The 17,293-nt window shown below is 52.1% G+C and carries 14 protein-coding genes and 2 pseudogenes; 8 read left to right on the forward strand and 8 right to left on the reverse strand.

Annotated features, from left to right (window positions below; genetic code table 11):
• From HMPREF2606_RS11270 to HMPREF2606_RS08785, 8 genes and pseudogenes are all read left to right on the forward strand, one after another.
• Nucleotides 1–132, forward strand: a pseudogene (locus HMPREF2606_RS11270) (NAD(P)H-quinone oxidoreductase); the annotation flags it as partial.
• Nucleotides 133–343: 211 nt separating this feature from the next.
• Complete coding sequence (locus HMPREF2606_RS08755) at nt 344–2,521, forward strand: TonB-dependent siderophore receptor (RefSeq protein WP_070843536.1); 2,178 nt, start codon at nt 344–346, stop codon at nt 2,519–2,521.
• Nucleotides 2,522–2,665: 144 nt separating this feature from the next.
• Nucleotides 2,666–4,864, forward strand: a complete 2,199-nt coding sequence (locus tag HMPREF2606_RS08760; RefSeq protein ID WP_070843537.1) for a TonB-dependent hemoglobin/transferrin/lactoferrin family receptor — start codon at nt 2,666–2,668, stop codon at nt 4,862–4,864.
• Nucleotides 4,865–4,936: 72 nt separating this feature from the next.
• Nucleotides 4,937–5,728, forward strand: coding sequence for a heme/hemin ABC transporter substrate-binding protein (locus HMPREF2606_RS08765; protein WP_049249087.1), 792 nt, complete (start codon nt 4,937–4,939; stop codon nt 5,726–5,728).
• Nucleotides 5,729–5,870: 142 nt separating this feature from the next.
• Nucleotides 5,871–6,812 (forward strand): FecCD family ABC transporter permease, encoded by a 942-nt coding sequence (locus HMPREF2606_RS08770; protein WP_070713854.1) that lies wholly within the window; start codon nt 5,871–5,873, stop codon nt 6,810–6,812.
• Between the two features lie 45 nt (nt 6,813–6,857).
• Entirely contained in the window at nt 6,858–7,583 is a 726-nt protein-coding gene (locus tag HMPREF2606_RS08775; protein ID WP_070713852.1) for an ABC transporter ATP-binding protein, read from the forward strand.
• 274 nt (nt 7,584–7,857) lie between these two features.
• The gene (hutW, locus tag HMPREF2606_RS08780; RefSeq protein ID WP_070713849.1) at nt 7,858–9,678 is read left to right on the forward strand and encodes a heme anaerobic degradation radical SAM methyltransferase ChuW/HutW; all 1,821 of its coding nucleotides are present in this window, start codon (nt 7,858–7,860) and stop codon (nt 9,676–9,678) included.
• A 92-nt stretch (nt 9,679–9,770) separates the two neighbouring features.
• Nucleotides 9,771–10,388, forward strand: a complete 618-nt coding sequence (locus HMPREF2606_RS08785) for an NAD(P)H-binding protein (protein WP_070843538.1) — start codon at nt 9,771–9,773, stop codon at nt 10,386–10,388.
• A 155-nt stretch (nt 10,389–10,543) separates the two neighbouring features.
• Here the strand turns inward: HMPREF2606_RS08785 and aroG are convergent, their stop codons facing one another.
• The 8 genes and pseudogenes from aroG to HMPREF2606_RS08825 form a co-directional block, all read right to left on the reverse strand.
• Nucleotides 10,544–11,587, reverse strand: a complete 1,044-nt coding sequence (gene aroG / locus HMPREF2606_RS08790) for a 3-deoxy-7-phosphoheptulonate synthase AroG (protein WP_070713844.1) — start codon at nt 11,585–11,587, stop codon at nt 10,544–10,546.
• A gap of 292 nt (nt 11,588–11,879) precedes the next feature.
• Nucleotides 11,880–12,176 (reverse strand): annotated as a pseudogene (locus HMPREF2606_RS08795) (alpha/beta hydrolase); the annotation flags it as partial.
• A 270-nt stretch (nt 12,177–12,446) separates the two neighbouring features.
• On the reverse strand, nt 12,447–13,922 hold the full coding sequence (locus HMPREF2606_RS08800; RefSeq protein ID WP_070584582.1) for a surface lipoprotein assembly modifier: 1,476 nt from the start codon (nt 13,920–13,922) through the stop codon (nt 12,447–12,449).
• Between the two features lie 156 nt (nt 13,923–14,078).
• On the reverse strand, nt 14,079–14,456 hold the full coding sequence (locus tag HMPREF2606_RS08805) for a hypothetical protein (RefSeq protein ID WP_070584584.1): 378 nt from the start codon (nt 14,454–14,456) through the stop codon (nt 14,079–14,081).
• Between the two features lie 172 nt (nt 14,457–14,628).
• A complete protein-coding gene (locus HMPREF2606_RS08810; RefSeq protein ID WP_070584834.1) occupies nt 14,629–15,324 on the reverse strand; it encodes a M48 family metallopeptidase in 696 nt (231 codons plus the stop codon).
• A 65-nt stretch (nt 15,325–15,389) separates the two neighbouring features.
• Nucleotides 15,390–16,121 carry a lysophospholipid acyltransferase family protein gene (locus HMPREF2606_RS08815; protein WP_070584586.1) on the reverse strand — a complete coding sequence of 244 codons (732 nt, stop codon included), beginning with the start codon at nt 16,119–16,121 and terminating at the stop codon, nt 15,390–15,392.
• A gap of 71 nt (nt 16,122–16,192) precedes the next feature.
• Nucleotides 16,193–16,771, reverse strand: coding sequence for a D-glycero-beta-D-manno-heptose 1,7-bisphosphate 7-phosphatase (gene gmhB / locus HMPREF2606_RS08820; protein ID WP_070584588.1), 579 nt, complete (start codon nt 16,769–16,771; stop codon nt 16,193–16,195).
• Between the two features lie 11 nt (nt 16,772–16,782).
• Nucleotides 16,783–17,235, reverse strand: a complete 453-nt coding sequence (locus HMPREF2606_RS08825) for a DUF7832 domain-containing protein (RefSeq protein WP_070584590.1) — start codon at nt 17,233–17,235, stop codon at nt 16,783–16,785.
• Nucleotides 17,236–17,293: the final 58 nt, after the last annotated feature.

Here is a 17,293-nt window from a genome sequence, read left to right on the forward strand (position 1 = left end):
GGCGGCACGCCTTACGGCGCAAGCCATGTTTCCGGCCACGACAGCAAGCCGGTATTGACTGCCGAAGAAAATGATATTGCCTTTGCTCAAGGTAAACGTTTGGCAGAATTGGCACGAAAGTTGGCAGACTGATTGCCTTATCATAAAAAGATTAAGGCCGTCTGAAAACCTGATGATATGGGTTTCAGATGGCCTTTTTAGTTAATTGGGACTAGATAGAAAATAAATATTTTGAATTAAACAAAATACTTAGAAAATAATGATTAAAACATAGTTCCATCGGGCTACATCTTTTTGATAGAATCTGCGACCAAATTGTAAAGATAAGCTAATTGGAGAGGCTATGTCACTACCTGTATTTCCCTATGGCAAATTAAGTTTTGCCGTCAGTCTGGCGCTGTGTTCGGCGTATTCTTTCGCGACCGAAGTAGAAAATACCCAGCCGCAAGAGCGTGTCGATTTACCGACAGTTACCGTCCAAGGAGTCGGTAAACAGACTACTTCCAACTACACCATTCCCGCTTCCTCCGCCGCGACAGGTATCCGCCTGACCCAGCGTGAAACGCCGCAGTCCCTGTCTGTCGTAACGGCAAAACAAATCGAAGACCAAGGCTTGGACAGCCTGCAGGACGTATTGAAACAAACACCGGGCGTATTCCACAGCAAAATGGGCAACAACGTATCCGGCCACAGCCAATTTATTTCGCGCAGTCAGGCGATTGACAGCATTTCCGTGGACGGCGCGCCCAAATTCCTTTACGACGGTAAAGCCATCCGCCGCGGCACCAACAATCTGGACAGCACATTGTACGAACAAGTCGTCGTCGTACGCGGCGCAAGCGGTTTGTCCAACGGCGGTATGGGCGAGCCGGGCGGTACGGTTGCTTTGGAACGCAAAAAACCGACTGCCAAACCTGCCGTCAGCGTAGAAGCCGGAGTCGGTTCGTGGAACCACTACCGCTTCGTCCTTGATGCCAATCAGCCTTTGAATGCAGACAATACCTTGCGCGGCCGCGCTATTTTGGTCAGCGACCATGGCGGCGATTACCTGCCGAACACTTCGCGCCACAATCACACTTTCTACGGCACTTTGTCTTACGATATCACGCCACAAACCCAATGGCGCCTCGGTACGGAAATACACCGTTTCCGCAATACCGGCAGCTCGCGTTTCAGCTATCTGACCGCAGCAGGTTCGCGCCGTACTGGATTCATACCGTTTGAGTCTTCGCCGCGTAGCAATTCGTCCGCACGCTGGGCATACGGCAAAGACACCAGTGCCGAAGTATTCACTTCCCTCAGCCATGAGTTTGACAACGGCTGGAAACTGACAGGCGATTACAGCCATGTTTCGGGTAAAAACGACATCGTTTCAGGCATTGCCGGTACATTTGAAATCAATTCCGATTACTCTGCACTTTTCACTTCAGACCGCGACCGCAGCAAATACCGCGACCAGAATTTTTCATTGACCTTGGACGGCAATTATCCAGCGTTGGGCCGTTCGCATGAGTTCAATGCGGGCATCAGCTATCAGGACAACAAAGAAAACCTGTCTTTCTATGAAGAAGGCGAATCGACGATTCCTGATTTGCGCCTCTTTAACGGCAATATCGCCAAACCCGATATGCCGTATCTGCGCGATGGTTTTTCACGCATGAAAAACCTGTCGGTTTACGGCTCGACCCGTTTCAAACTGACCGATAAACTCGCCTTTATCGGCGGCAGCCGTTTTGTGGATTGGCGTTACCGTTACAGCACCAGCCGTAACAAATTCGCACACAGCAGCCACAAACAAAATGTTTTCATTCCTTATTTGGGCGTAACCTACGACATCGGCGACAATCTGACCGCCTATGCATCTTACACCACCATTTTCCGTCCGCAAGTACGTTACCTGACCAAAGACGGCGCGGCGCTCAAACCGCAGCGCGGCAAAACCTACGAGACCGGTTTGAAAGCGTCATGGTTTGAAGGCCGTCTGAATGCTTCCGCCTCCGTCTTTATGAACAAACGCGACCATTTGGGCGTGGTTGCAGGCAAATTCGCGAATGGCGAGGAATACTACCGTGCAGCCGACAACACCACAACAAAAGGCGTGGAACTCTCTGTCGGCGGCCGCCTGAGCGATAAATGGCTGTTGAATGCGTCTTATGCACGTTCCAAAATCAAAGACAGCGAAGGAGTTCAACTGCATCCGTCTTATCCGGTTCATTTGTTTAAACTCTTTACCGCGTATGACGTAACCGACCGTTTGAACCTGGGTGCCAACGTCAACTGGCAAAGCCGCAGCCACACGCTGGATGAATACCCTGCAGACATCAATCCGGCTGCCGCGGCCGCGTTGACCCAACGTCCGTACGCAACGCTGGACTTGACCGGTCATTACAAAATCGGCAAATCTACCCGCATCAGTTTGGACTTTGAAAACGTCTTTAACAAACGCTATCGCACCATGCCGGATATTCACGTTTACGGCACGCCGCGTAGTGTGACTGCAACGGTTAAACATACGTTCTAATTGAAAAGAAAAGTAGGACAGGCCGTCTGAAAACCTAAATTATCGGGTTTTCAGACGGCCTTTTGTTTATATCTTAAACTTGCAAAAACCGTCTGTTTGTTTTATAAATGTAAACCATTATTATTCAAATAATAAGGTTATGTAATGAAAAAGAAAGCGATTGCCTGTGTAATAGGGGCGGTTTTTTCCGGACAGTTATATGCGGCTCAGATGCCAGTGGCTCAGGCAGAAATAGAGCCTGTGGTGGTCACGGCCGACCGTAATGCGCAAACCTTGGATAAAGCCGCGCCGAATGTGTCGGTTATCGGACGCAAAACCTTGAATCAAGCCTCGGCGCAGAATTTGGACGATATCGTGATGTATGAATCCGGCGTCAGCGTGCCGTCAGACAATAACCGCCGCGGTCATGCCGGTATCAATATCCGAGGCATAGACGGCAACCGCATTCTGATGATGGTGGACGGCGTGCGCATTCCCGAATCTTATGCAGGTGGCGGCTCCAACGGCGCGATTTCGGGACGCGATATGGTCGAAAGCGACACGCTCAAGCAGGTCGATATTGTCAAAGGCCCTTATTCCGCGCTGTACGGCAGCGACGCGCTCGGCGGCGTGGTGAACATGGTGACGCTCTCACCGAGCGATTTTGTCGATGCGGGCAAACGCGGTCATTTCGGTTTGAAACACGGCTACCGCAGTCGCGACCGCAGCCATGGCGTGACGGCGACTGTGGCAGGTTTCCATGAAAACGCCGAAGGTCTGCTGATGCTGACGCGCCGTCAAGGTCATGAAACCGAAAACATGGGCAGCGATACCAGCTACTCGACTGCGCGTACTGCCACCAATCCACAGAAAAACAATGCCTACAATATCTTGGCGAAAGGCAATATCGGCAACGAACACCACCGCTTTGAAACGTTGTACGAACAGTATTACCACGCCAACGATACCGTATTGGCAAACGGCTTGGGTTCGCAATCGCGCGGACCGGTAACCATCGCAACATCTGAGAGCAATGCCCGCGACCGTATCCGCCGTCAACGTATCGAAGCGGGCTACCGCTACACTGGCGAAGGCCATCTGAAAGAAGCGAACCTGACTGCCTATCAGCAAAAACTGCGTACGGAAGACGATGCCGTCGATGCGAGCATTACGCGTATGGGCGCGCGCCAATTAGGTAATTCGACCCGTTATTCCGACTACGGTTTCAATCAGACCATACGCGGGCTGAACGGGCGCGGCGTGTGGGAATTTGACGGCACGGTCAAACAAACCGTCGTTGCCGGCGCCGAATACAAACACACCGAGACCGCCCGTCCGCGCGACAGCCTGACAGTGGACAATCTGACCGGCGCCGTCAGCAAAGTTTATGCAGGCAGCACCTATCCGAATAAAACTTTCCCTGACAGCAAGCGCAAAACGTTCAGCGTTTACGCACAAGACAGCCTAACCTTCGGCAACGGCATCGTCCTAACTCCGGCCTTACGTTACGAAAAAGACAAGCTGAACACGTCGACCGACCAAGCCTATCTCAATGCCAATCCCGGCGGAACGGCGACGCGCTTCAGCGATTCCGCGTTTACGCCCAGCCTGCGCCTGAGTGTGCCGATGGGTGAGCAGTTCACCGGTTTTGCCACTTATTCCCAAGGCTTCCGCACGCCGCCGTTTGACAGCGCGACCATGGCGTTTGCCAATACGACCTACGGCTATGCGGTCATTCCCAATGCCAACCTCAAATCCGAACGCTCCAATAGCTTTGAATTGGGGATGAAATTCAAAAACGAACGCGCCCGTGCGCAAGTCACCGCGTTCTACAACCGTTACCGTAACTTCATCAACCGCACTGAAATCGGTACCTCCACCGTTGGCAGACGCCCGATTATCCAGTACCAATATCAAAACCTTGATCACGTCAAAACCTACGGTGCCGAAGCTTCTGCCGCCTACAAATTCCTGCCGGGCTGGCAAGTCTCCGGCAGCATCGCTTGGATGCGCGGTGAGCAGCAGGACGGCAAACCGTTGGATTCCGCTTATCCGCTCAACGGTGTTTTGGGTTTGGACTACACGCAGGAAAAATGGGGTGTCGGCACCAAGCTGCGCTGGTCGAAAAAACACAGCCGCGTCAGCAGCGACACTGTTTTCCAAGCGCCGGGTTATGGCGTATGGGATATCGGCGCGTGGTACAAGCCGTTTAAAAACCTCGAAATCGGCGCAAACATCTACAACGTCGGCAACAAAAAATACTGGCAGCACGCAGACGTTGCCGGCATGAGCCGTACCAGTGTGATGGACTTGTACACCGAAACCGGCCGCAATTTCGCCGCAACCGTACAACTGAAGTTCTAATGTGATTCAACCGTTTTCAGACGGCCTGAGAAAACGAGCAGGCCGTCTGAAAGCATTCGACAAGGAAAAACAATGAAACTCAAACTCCTCCTGCTTTCCGCGTTTATTTCGTTGGCCGGCACTGCACACGCGCAACGCATCGTCGTGTTGACCCCCGATACGGCAGACATCGTTGCCGCGCTCGGCGCATTGGACGAAATCGTCGGCCGCGATCAGACCGTTCAAAATCCGGCGTTGAAAAACAAGCCCAGTATCGGCATTCATCGCCGTCTGACGGTTGAACCGATTGTGGCCGCTAAACCCGACATCGCCATCGGTTCATGGATGGCGCAGCCTGCCGATATTTTTGCCCACCTGCAAAAAGCAGGCATTAAAGCCGTCAATGTTGCGCCCGATGACAGCATCGCCGCCTATCCGCAAAGTATCCGCAACATCGGTCAGCTTATCGGTAAAAGCGCACAGGCGGACAAGTTGGCCAGTAAGTGGCAGGCGGATATGAAACAGCAGCCTTCCAGCGGCAAACGCTACCTCTTCAGCTACGACGGGCGCATCGTATCGGGCAAAAATACTGCCGCCGACGAAATCATCCGCCGTGCCGGCGGTATCAATGCCGCAGCCGCCATTGACGGCCTCAAACCGATGACGCGTGAGGCATGGATTGCGGCCAAACCTGACATCATCATTATTGCCGACCACAACACCGCCATGATAGGCAACGTCAAAACCTTTGCCGCACGCCCCGAAATCGCTGGCTCGCCTGCCGCGAAAAACGGCAAGATTTATTTGTGGAAGGCCAACGATATGTTCCGTTACGGACTGGATACGCCGCAAGTGATTCAGCGTTTGCACGGTTTAGCGAAATAAACGCACCTGTTTTGAAAAGCCTGCCCGATTTTTGTTTTCAGACGGCCTTGATTTGTTCCTTCTTATTGAGGAGGAAGCAAAACGGTTGTCTTAAAAATGCCGTCTGAAACCGTTCCTCAATCCGTTTAAACCGCATGATGTCATGAAACCGCATACCCTTACCCTTTGCCTGCTGCTTACTGCCACCGCCGTTTATTTGTGCTGCGGCATCGGTTTTGGCGCGTGGGAGTCGCCGCTGGCGATGGATGAAACCGTCCGCCAAATCCGTTTACCGCGCATCTATACCGCGCTTTTGGTCGGGGCCGGTTTGTCCGCTTCGGGTGCGGCATTGCAGGCTTTATTCGAGAACCCGCTGGCCGATCCGAGTTTGATCGGGACGTCGGGCGGGGCGGCCTTGGGCGTGATTGTGTTATTGGCTTTGGGTGGCGGCGCGATGGGTGTACCGGCGGCGGCTTTTCTTGGTGCATTGGGTGTGTGCCTGCTGATTTTGGCAGTGCACAAACTGCTCGGCGGCGGTACTTTAGGATTGCTGGTGTTGGGTTTTGTGTTGAGCGCGTTTTCGGGCGCGGTAGTCAGTATGATTTTGTTTTTATCGGACGATTTGGTATTGCGCAGCGCGACCACATGGCTGTCGGGCAGCCTTGCCGAAGCCGGTTTCTCATCGCCTGTTGCGGCAATCGCAGTCATGTTGCCAGGTTTTCTGATTTTGTTATCCGCAGGCAGGCGGTTGGACGTTTTGATGACGGGCGAAGACACGGCTGCCAGTATGGGGGTGTCGGTCGGGGCATTGCGTGTGCAAACCGTAATCGGCGCGGCATTGATGACAGGGGCAGCGGTATCGCTTTCGGGCATCATCGGTTTTCTCGGCATGATGATCCCCAATGTGCTGGCGCAAACCGTCGGCGGCAGCCGCCGCAAACTGATTACGCTGTCGGCTTGGTTGGGCGCAGTGTTTTTGATGGTGGTGGACGGCGCGGCGCGCTGGCTGACATACCCTGTCGATCTGCCGGTCGGTATCGTGATTGCCTTATTGGGCGGACCGTTTTTTATGTATTTGTTTATCAAGCCTTTGAAAAGCCGTTGATGCTTAAACAGGCCGTCTGAAACTTTATTGCCCCATATCTTTTCTATGCACACCTTATTTCAAATCTGTAATCTTTCCGTCCGCGTCCAAGACAAAACCCTGCTTGAAATCGATCAACTGGATATACCTTCGGGCATGACCGTCATTATCGGCCCGAATGGTGCAGGCAAATCTACTTTGCTGCGGGCCTTAATCGGGCAAACAGGGCAGGGGGGAATCATGCTTTTCGGTGAGGCCGTTGCGCCGCAAATCCGCACGGGCAGGGTGGCATGGGTCGGGCAGCATGGCCGTTACAATATGCCGATGACCGTACGCGAATACATTGCGTTGGCGTCATTCGTACAAAAAGGCCGTCTGAACCATGAATGGGCGGACGAGTTGCTCGATTATTTTGATTTGACGGCATTGGCGGATAAGCGCATCGGCAAGCTCTCAGGCGGCGAACAGCAACGCGCCAACATCATCCGCGCCCTGTTGCAAAACGCGCCGGTCTTGCTTTTGGACGAACCGTGCAACCATCTCGATATCCGCCATCAACACCGCCTGATGCAGTATTTGGTCGGGCATTCAAGCCGTGCCTCATCAATACTGGTATTACACGATTTGAACCTCGCCGCGCGTTATGCGGAACATATTATCTTGATAAATAAGGGAAAAGTCGTTGCAGCAGGCAAGGTGGGCGAAGTGATGCACTCCGACTTGCTTGAATCGGTTTACGGTTGGCAGATACGCCGTTGCGAAGATGAGGCAGGGTTTTATTTCAGAAGCTGAGCACCAAAAGGCCGTCTGAAAAACGATAAAGAAAATTTATTTTATCGTTCAAAAATAAAACGAGATGGGAGGATGTCCCCGACTTGAAGAAGCAGATTTTGCACATTTCACAAGTAAAATGCCGATTTCCATCAAATATAAATACATTTTATTATTTATAGAATACAATATTTTAAAATAATACTGATTTTTAATTACGTAAAAATATTGACAAGAAAATGATGATGGTTATTTAATATATAAATCTTATTAATAACTTTTATTAATCATTATCATGGTACAGCAGCTTGTTTGGACTCCGAAACAATCCGCGCCCAAGGCATTTCCCGAACGTCAGGCATTAATGCCCGTTTGGGGCGGCGTTCCAATGCCGCGTCCCCAGTGGCAGAACATTTGGAAGAAAAAGCTTCCCCATGCCACGGATATGGACGCGCTTGCTTATCTGCATATTCCATTTTGCGCCAACCATTGCGTTTTTTGCGGCTTCTACCGTAATGCGTGGAAGGACAGCCAAAGCAGCGTGTACACCGACAAAATTATTGAAGAAATGGCCGCTGAAGCCGAAGTCCGTACAGGCAAGGGAAAAATCCGAGCCGTTTATTTCGGGGGCGGTACGCCGACCGCGTTGCTTACGGAAGACCTCGTCCGCCTGATTCGTGCCTGCTACCAATATCTGCCGCTTGCCGAAGACTGCGAGTTCACCATAGAAGGGCGCATGAGCCATTTTGATTTGGAAAAAGCACAGGCTTGTCTCGAAGCAGGGGCCAACCGTATTTCCATCGGCGTGCAAACCTTCAATACCGCCATCCGCCGCCGTCTCGGCCGCAAACACAGCGGCGACGAGGCGTTTGAATATTTGGCAAAATTGTGCGAACTCGATGCCGTGATTGTGGCCGATTTGATGTTTGGCCTGCCCAATCAAACCGATGAAGTTTGGCAAAACGATATTGCCCGCGCCGCCGAGCTGCCTCTGTCAGGTTTGGATACGTATGCATTCAACCTTTATCCCATGCTGCCCATCAACCGCATGATTGAAAAAGGCGCATTTCCGACACCGCCGGGCTTTGATATTCAGGCAGATCAATATGCCTACACGGTTGAAACACTGCTGGAAAAAGGCTGGGAACAGGTCAGCAACAGCCACTTCGCCTATCCCGGTCGCGGCGAACGTAACCGCTACAATACCCTGATCAAATCCGACATTCCCTGTTTGGCGTTCGGCTCCGGCGCAGGGGGTAACTTCGGCGGTTTCAGCTATCAGGTGCAGGGCGATTTGGAGAGTTATCTCGCCACGCCGAAAGGCGAGAAAAACATCGCATTTATGAGCGGTCATAGTCCAAATAAAGCACTTCTCAGCAAAGTCCAGCACGATATTGAAACAGGCCGTCTGAATCCATTATTGTTCGACGGCAACAAAGCAGCGCAAAAGCTGATTGCCCAATGGCAGGAAATGCAGCTTTTTAAAGAACCCGATTCAGACGGCATTATCCGTTTGAATACCAGCGGCCGTTATTGGTCGCCCACCCTTATCCGCAAACTCATGCTCACTCTTCCGACTCAAGAAAAGGATCAAACCATGCAAAAACTTTCAGCCGAACAACAAACCATGTTGCGCCAATCATTGGAAAAAAATCCCGGCCAAGTGCTGGAAATGCTGGCCGCGCAAAACCAATGCAGTTTTGAAGACGTTATCCGCTGCCTGCCTGAAGAGAATGTGCGCCAAACCGAAGGCAGCCGCATTGTCGAAATTCTCCAAGCCATCGCCGCATGGGATGAATCCGTTACCTTCATCGCCCATACCCCCGATGCCATCGTCGAAGTCAGCGGCAAACTGCCGAACGGCAAAGTCGGCCGCGGTTTCTACAACTTTGACCATCCCGAAACCGACGGCGGCGTACACGGCCACATCTACTATGAAAACTGCGCCTCCATCTACCTTTTGGAACGCCCGTTCATGGGTAAAGCCACTTGCTCGCTCAACTTTATCAACCGCAACGGTGGCGCCATGTTTAAAATTTTCGTCGGCCGTGATGAAGCAGGCGAGTTGAAACAACACCAAATCGAAGCCATGCGCAAACTGTTTGATGCCGCTTAAACGGTTTCAGACGGTCTGAAAATCCGTTCCTTGTTGCATAGAGGAGCGGATTTTCTAACAACAAACATCTACCATACAAAGGAATCTCAAACATGCAACTCATCTTCGGAGCCAACGGCCCGTCCGGCCGCGCCTATATCCGCACATTGACTGACTCAGCCGATACCGTCGCCGTATTGAGAAGGCCGTCTGAAGACAGCTTTTTTGCCGAACACAATATTCAAACCGTCGTCGCCGATGCGCTTGATGCCGACGCACTCGATAAAGCGTTGGCACAATACCGTCCCGATACCGTGATCAGTTTTGTCGGAGGCAAAAACGAAGAGGGTATCCGCAGCGATGCGCTGGGCAATATCAACATCATTGCCGCTACGAAAGCCGCTAATCCGCAAGCCCGCTTTGTACTGATTACCAGCATGGGCTGCGGTGAACAATGGGACATGATGAGCGAGCCGTTCAAACAGGCACTCGGCGAAGCCGTCCGTGCCAAAACGGAAGCCGAAATCTATCTCAAACAAAGCGGTTTGAATTGGACTATCTTGCGCCCCTGCGGCCTTGCCGATGGCGAAGATAATGCCTATACCTTGACACAAAATGCCCAAGAAATTCCGCAAAAATACATGACGCGCAACGGCTTGGCCGCTGCCGTTGCTGCCATTGTCGGCCAAGCGGACAGCAAGGACGAAACGTATAGCGTTGGTGCGGCATAAACGGATTGAGTAGGCCGTCTGAAACTGTCTTTTAATTGTTTCAGACGGCCTGATTTTTTAACATACTGTTTTTATTATAAACTTTAGCAAAGAAATCAAAATAACAGGCATAATAAAGACCGGAACATATCCGGTCTTTATTAATGGTTTCGCATTTACGCTTGGTAACCTTTCGCTTCGGCAAGCAGGGCCAGCAATTCTTCAGTCGTATCCCAACCGATGCAGGCATCCGTAATACTTTGACCGTAAACTTCAGGCTTGTCTTGACGGCCTTCAACCAAGTGGCTTTCCACCATCACGCCCATGATGTTTTCTTCACCGGCTTTCAGCTGCGCCGCAACATCGCGAGCTACATCCATTTGTTTGCGGAAGTCTTTACGGCTGTTGGCATGGCTGCAGTCCACCATCAGTTTGCTGCTCACGCCGGCTTTTTGAAGCTGCGCAACCGCGTCTTTAACGTGCTCCGCGCTGTAATTAGGCTCTTTACCGCCACGCAAAATCGCATGGCAGTCAGGATTGCCGCTGGTGTGGACAATCGCGGAATGACCGGCTTTGGTTACAGACAGGAAGTGGTGCGGATGATTGGCGGCACCGATGGCGTCGATGGCGATTTTCAGATTGCCGTCCGTACCGTTTTTAAAACCGACAGGGCAGGAGAGGCCGCTGGCCAATTCGCGGTGTACCTGGCTTTCAGTCGTACGCGCCCCAATCGCGCCCCAAGAAATCAGGTCGGCGTAGTATTGCGGCGTAATCATGTCCAAGAATTCAGTCGAAGCAGGCATGCCCATTTCGTTCAAAGTAAGCAACAACTGACGCGCTTGGCGCAGGCCGTAGTTGATGTCAAACGTACCGTCCAAGTGCGGATCGTTAATCAGACCTTTCCAGCCAACGGTTGTACGCGGTTTTTCAAAATACACGCGCATTACAATCAGCAGCTCTTTCTCATATTTTTTGCGCAAGGGCAGCAATTTTTGCGCATATTCTACCGCCGCCTTAGTATCGTGAATCGAGCATGGGCCGATGATGACCAGCAAACGGTTGTCACGGCCGTGAACCAAATCCGCAATCTCATGACGTGTTTTATAAACCAAATTGGCAACCTGAGGTGTAACAGGCAGCTCATACAAATGTGCGATTGGAGGGAGTAACTCTTTGACTTCTTTGATCTTAATATCGTCGGTAGGGTAGTGTTGGGACATGATGGACTCTCTTGTTTATTTTTGATACAGGTTACAGGTTTTAGCAGAATTAAACAAGGCTTGATTTTTTGTTTTAGCAATTTTATTCTAAAATTTCTTTATTTAAATTATTTTATGGAATTTAAAATCAGTTTATTTATTTAAATTAGAATTTAATGCTATTAAAAATTTCATTTATATAATAAAGGGCTTTGAGTTTTTATCAAAATACAGGCCGTCTGAAAAAGTTCAGACGGCCTTTCTTTAATTAAAACAGGATACCCAATCTCATCTCAATCTATATTGCGAACAATTATTTTGCAGAATTGCTAACTTGTTTCATCCAGGCAAACAGTTCGTCCAAGTCATAATCGCCGCTGTGGCCGATATCCCAAGGCAGGGCGTAGTCGACGGTTTGGCCGTTGTTTTGCAGTTTGGCGGCTAAGACGGCGGAGACTGCCAGTGAGGTGTCGCGGTCATTGGTGCCGGCGCGGATGCGCCAGTTTTGCGGCAGGTTTACGCCCGGTTTGCCGATGTAGTTGAGCGGGTTCATGATTTTGATGGTTTCTTCGTCCGCGATTTCGGCGTTGGCAGCGGTGTTGTGTTGAAGAGGTAAACGGATACGATAACCAATACTAAGGCCGTCTGAAACGCCAAGTTGGGTTTCAGACGGCCTGATTTTTTGTAACGTTATGTAGTGTTGTGCGTTGCGCTGTGAAGTAATATTGGCTTGGATTTATCTATTTGATAAATATAAATTTAATGAGGAATTATGCCTTGAAAATCCTATTTATCCGGTATCTGTAAAAGTTTGAATCTGCCTTGTAAATCAGTATGCAGGACCGATATTTTTGCTTGATCCCCAGATTAGTTCTATTTGTCAGAACGTTTTGCTCAATTCGACAAACATTTTGGTTTTGCCGTATTCGTAGAACTTGTCGTTGCTCCATGTTTTGTTGTGGGCAATGGTCAGGCGCGGGGTGATACCTTTGAAATGGAGGGCGCGGTGCCATACGCTTAGGGAGGCGGAGGCTTCTTTGTCGCGGCGGTTTTGTTCGTTGCTGAAGAAGCTGGGGGCTTGGTAATGGCGTTGGGCGGCGCTGAGGCGTAGGACGGTGGAGAGGCCTTTGGGCCATTCTTGTCCCCATGTGGTGCGCAGGGCGTAGCGGTTGAAGCTGTCGCTTTTGTCGTCGCGGTTGCGTTCGCGGTAGAGGTCGATACCGGCTACCCAGTATTGGCGCGCGTTGCGGTAGTACACGATGGAGTTGCTGAGCAGTTGGCTGGTGTTGTTGGAATGCTCGCGGCGGCCGTTTTTCAGACGGCCTGCTTCAAATGCGCTGAGGGTTTGCAGCTTGGGTTGCCACCAATGGTTGTAGTGGAGGCGTGCGCCGTTGGTGTAGGTGTAGGGGTCGTTGCCGTAGAAGCGGCGTTCATGGAACGGGGTCATGCCGATATCGTTGCGCTGGTCGGCATAGCCGATGCCTGCCGAAAAGCGTGTGGTGAGGTCGTTGTAGTTGGTGTGTTTGGGATAGATTTTGCCGTAATGGTCTGCGCCTGCCGTGGCATAGAAGCCGCGGGGCAGCGACCATTTTTTTTCTGCGCCGATTTGGTAGTGGACGGCGGTGGCATCGATGGGCTCGGGGAATGTCCAGCCTCGGAAGCAGTCGTCGTCGGGATAGGCTAGGCGCACGGCGCGGCATTGTTCATCGCTCAGGTGGTTGCCCAGACGGCGTTGGCCGGGGGCTTGGTTGATGTTTTGTTCGCGCGTGATGTTCAAGCCGGCATTGAATTGCCATGAGTCGCGTTCGCGCAGGGCTTTGCGGTAGGTTTCGATGCGTTCTTGCAAGGCAGGCGGGAGGGATTCGGTTTGTAGTTTGTCGAACTGGTCGGCTGCGGCTTCGTTTTGTTTGTCTTCAAACAAGGCGGTCGCAAGCTGCCAGCGGACGGCGGAGGCATCGGGTTGCTCGGCGATAAAGCGGCGGTAATGGCCGATGGCTTCGGCGGCGCGTCCTTCGGATTGGGCAAGCAAACCTTTGGCATAGCGTGCCATGGCGCGGTCGTGTTCTGGCCATTGTTCGTAAATGGGCAAAACGGCTTTGATGCCGGGGATGTTGTGGGCGACGACGGCGGAATACATGGCGCGTGCCAGTAATTCGGTGTTGGCAAGCAGGGTATCGGCATCGACGTTGATGATTTTTTCAGACGGCCTGTTTGTCTGCTCGGCAGTGATGTTGTGCGTTTCGGGTTGTTGGGGTTCGGCTGTGTTGACTTGAAGCTCGGGTTTCACATCAGGCGGCACATCGGCGGCGTGAAGGGAAAGGGGAAGGATGGCGAGGAGGAGCAGACGTTTTTTCATGGCAATGTTTGGGATGTTATCGGTATAAGTGGGCAGATTGTACAATGTTTTGAGTCAGAAATTTTACAAACCGAGTGCCATTATATCTGATAAAGACGACAAAAGGCCATCTGAAACCCGATGGGATTTCAGACGGCCTTTATTTGCGAGTCGGATTTAGTTTTGGTCCAAGTCCAAATCCAAATCGGCTTTGTATTCGATACGGCCTTGGCCTTTGTCTTCGATGGAAACGTCCAGCTCTTGTTTGCCGCGTTTGAATTTCAGATCGGCATCGTCGTGTTTGATTTCAGACTCAACCACATGGAAACCTTTGCTGCGCGCGTGGGCAATCACTTTTTTGGCCAAGGAAGGAATGGAATTGCGTTGGCCGGAAAGTTCGGCTTCGTATTCAAATTCGCCGTCGCCTTGATGATCGGCTTTGATGGTGTGCGCGCCTGCCGGACGGTAGATTTCGGAAGGCAGCGGGGAGGCGAATGCCGTGGCGGAGAAAAGAGCCAAAATGCCGGTGGCCAGTAACGATTTTGCTTTGGTCATCGGTTTTCCTTTCTGAAAAGGGTTTTGAGAATGGCATCATCTTATCGGTAGGTATGAGTGGCGGCAAGCGGATAAACCTGATTTTACGCGCGGCTACATGATTTGTTTGGAGGGCATTGATTCTTTGCTTTGGGCTGGTGTTTGCCTGCGGAAAAATGCTGCCGGATAAGACTTAGCCGAGGCGGAACAATTCGCTGCCGTGCGCCTTCAGCCATTGTTCGGCTTGGTCAACATGCGGCGTGATCGAGTGGGTCAGAGCCCAAAACGCAGGGCTGTGGTCGGGATGGCGCAGGTGGGCGAGTTCGTGCAGGCAGACGTAGTCGGCGACATATTCGGGCGCGCCGATGAGCCGCCAGTTGAGGCGGATGCCGGTAGTGTGGCGGCATACACCCCAGAAAGTTTTGGCGTTGGAAAGGGAAATGGCGCTCGGGGTTAGGCGGGTGGTTCGGATATGGCCTTCGAGGCGCGGCAGCAGATACTCGCGCGCACGCTCGTGCAGAAGGCGGCGCAAATGGGTGAGTTGGATAGCGGTTTCTTTTTCGGGCAACAGGATTTCAGACGGCCTGATTTGGATGTGGTTTGCCGTGTGGACGGACAAGGCCGTCTGAACGCCTTGATACCAAATCCATTCGGGAAGCGTGTCTGTAGGTGTTTGTCGGGCCGGTGTTTTGTTTAGGGTACGGCGCAGGATGGCTTCGTTGTCGTTCAGCCATTGGGTAAAGGTGCGCTGGGTAACAAACGGAGGGATATTGATGCTGACGGTATCGGCGGAAACGGGGCGCAAGATGAGGTTTTTCTTGGCACTGTGTTTGAGCTGGATATGAATGGTGAGGCCGTCTGAAAGGGTGTGGGTATGGAGGTGGGGCATGATATTGAGAAAAATATTGGACGGCATGGTAAGGGCGGGTATAGCGGCCCACCCGATGGAATGATTTATTTGGTTTTGGGCGCGAACGGGCCTTGTCCGGTAATCAGGGGCTGTTGGCTTTCGATCCATTGCTCGCATTGGGCCATGAGTTCGGCTTCATTGCCGTTGTTGTGGGCAATGGGTTTGCCGATGATGACGCTGACCGTGCCGGGGTATTTGAGGAAGGAGTTGCGCGGCCAAAATTCGCCGCTGTTGAGCGCGACGGGGACGATGTCCATCTCAAACATTTTTGCCATGCGCGCGCCGCCGAGCTTGTAGCGGCCTTTTTCACCGGGCGGCAGGCGTGTGCCTTCAGGAAAAATGGTAATCCAATAGCCTTCGTTTTTACGCGCAAGGCCTTGTTCTAAGAGTTGTTTGTTGGCTTCGCGGCTGTTGCTGCGGTCGATGCCGATGGTTTTAACCAGCTTCAAGCCCCAGCCGAAGAAAGGGATTTTGAACAGTTCGCGTTTGGCAACATAGACTTGCGGCGGAAAAATCTCTTGCAGGGCGAGGGTTTCCCAGCCGCTTTGGTGTTTGGCGCAGATGATGGCAGGGTGGTCGGGAATGTTTTCTGCGCCGCTTAAGGTGTAGTTCAAACCGATGACGTGCTTGAGCGACCAGTTGAGGATGCGCACCCAAATTTGCGCCATTTTGTGTGCGCCGCCTTGGAAGGGCAGGGCAAGCAGCATAAATGGGAACAGCAAAATAATGCTAGAGGAAAGGATGAACCAGTAAATCAGGTTGCGGATAATCAGCATATCGGGGAAAAGTCTGTCGTTTGAAGGCCGTCTGAACGCCATTGTCGGCAGTTTTCAGACGGCCTTGTTGTTTATAGGATGGCTTGCGCGGCTTCTTCGATTTGTGTGTTTTCACGCATGATGTATTGCGAGAAAGCCAGCAGGTTGTCGAAGACTTGGGTGTGTTCGGGCAGTTCTTGCTCGTGTTTGGCCAGCGTTTTTTTACCTTTGCCGGTCAGGACGAGCGCGGATTTGCCGCCTGCGGCATCAATGGCTTGCAGGTCGCGCAGGCTGTCGCCGACCAGCCAGGTTTCGGCGGCATTGGCTTTGAAGCGTTCGATGATGTCGATAATCATGCCGGGCTTGGGTTTGCGGCATTCGCAGTTGTCGGCGGCAGTGTGCGGGCAAAACCAAATGCCATCGATGGTACCGCCTGCTTGAACGGCAAGGCGGTGCATTTTTGCGTGCATTTCGGTCAGGTCTTGCACGGTAAAGTATTTGCGGCCAATACCGGATTGGTTGGTGGCCACGGCGATGGTGTAGCCTGCCTGCGTTAAAAAGGCGATGGCATCCATGCTGCCTTCGATGGGAATCCATTCGTCAACGGATTTGACGAAATCGTCGCGGTCTTGATTGATAACGCCGTCGCGGTCGAGGATGATGAGTTTCATGGTGTGGGCTCTTATTTTTCTGCTTTCAAACTGCTTTTCCATTTTTCAAAGGCCGTCTGAAAAACGGGTGTCAGTTTGGCGAAGGTTTCCGGGGTGTTTTTGACGTGGTAAAAGCCGCCGAGCGAGGGCGTGTCGAGGGCGAGGACGTAGTCTTCCATAAATGCGCCGTAGCCGTCTTCTTCGTCGGTGTAGTAGAACTCGGTAAACCGTTGGCCGAGTTCGGTAAAGTCGTCCGCCGTCAATGCGCCGTCCATGTGTTTGAGCAGGAAGTGCCGTCCGCTGATTTTGCCCGAGGTCATGGCAGCGAAGTCGGCTGCGGTTTCGGGGGCGGTTTGCCAGACGGGGTTGACGAGGCCTGTCTGCGCCGCCCACTGCCAGTACATGCCGATATGGGTGGCGGCGTTTTCGGGTGGGAGCTGGTCGGGATAGTCTTCGTCGAGATGGAAGCGGATATTGTCGTACATGGACGGTGTTCGTTGGGGGGAAAGGGGGTATTGTAGCGGAAAATAATGAATTAGGCCG

This window comes from Neisseria sp. HMSC070H10 (assembly GCF_001837635.1).
Classification (GTDB): Bacteria; Pseudomonadota; Gammaproteobacteria; order Burkholderiales; family Neisseriaceae; genus Neisseria; species Neisseria subflava_A.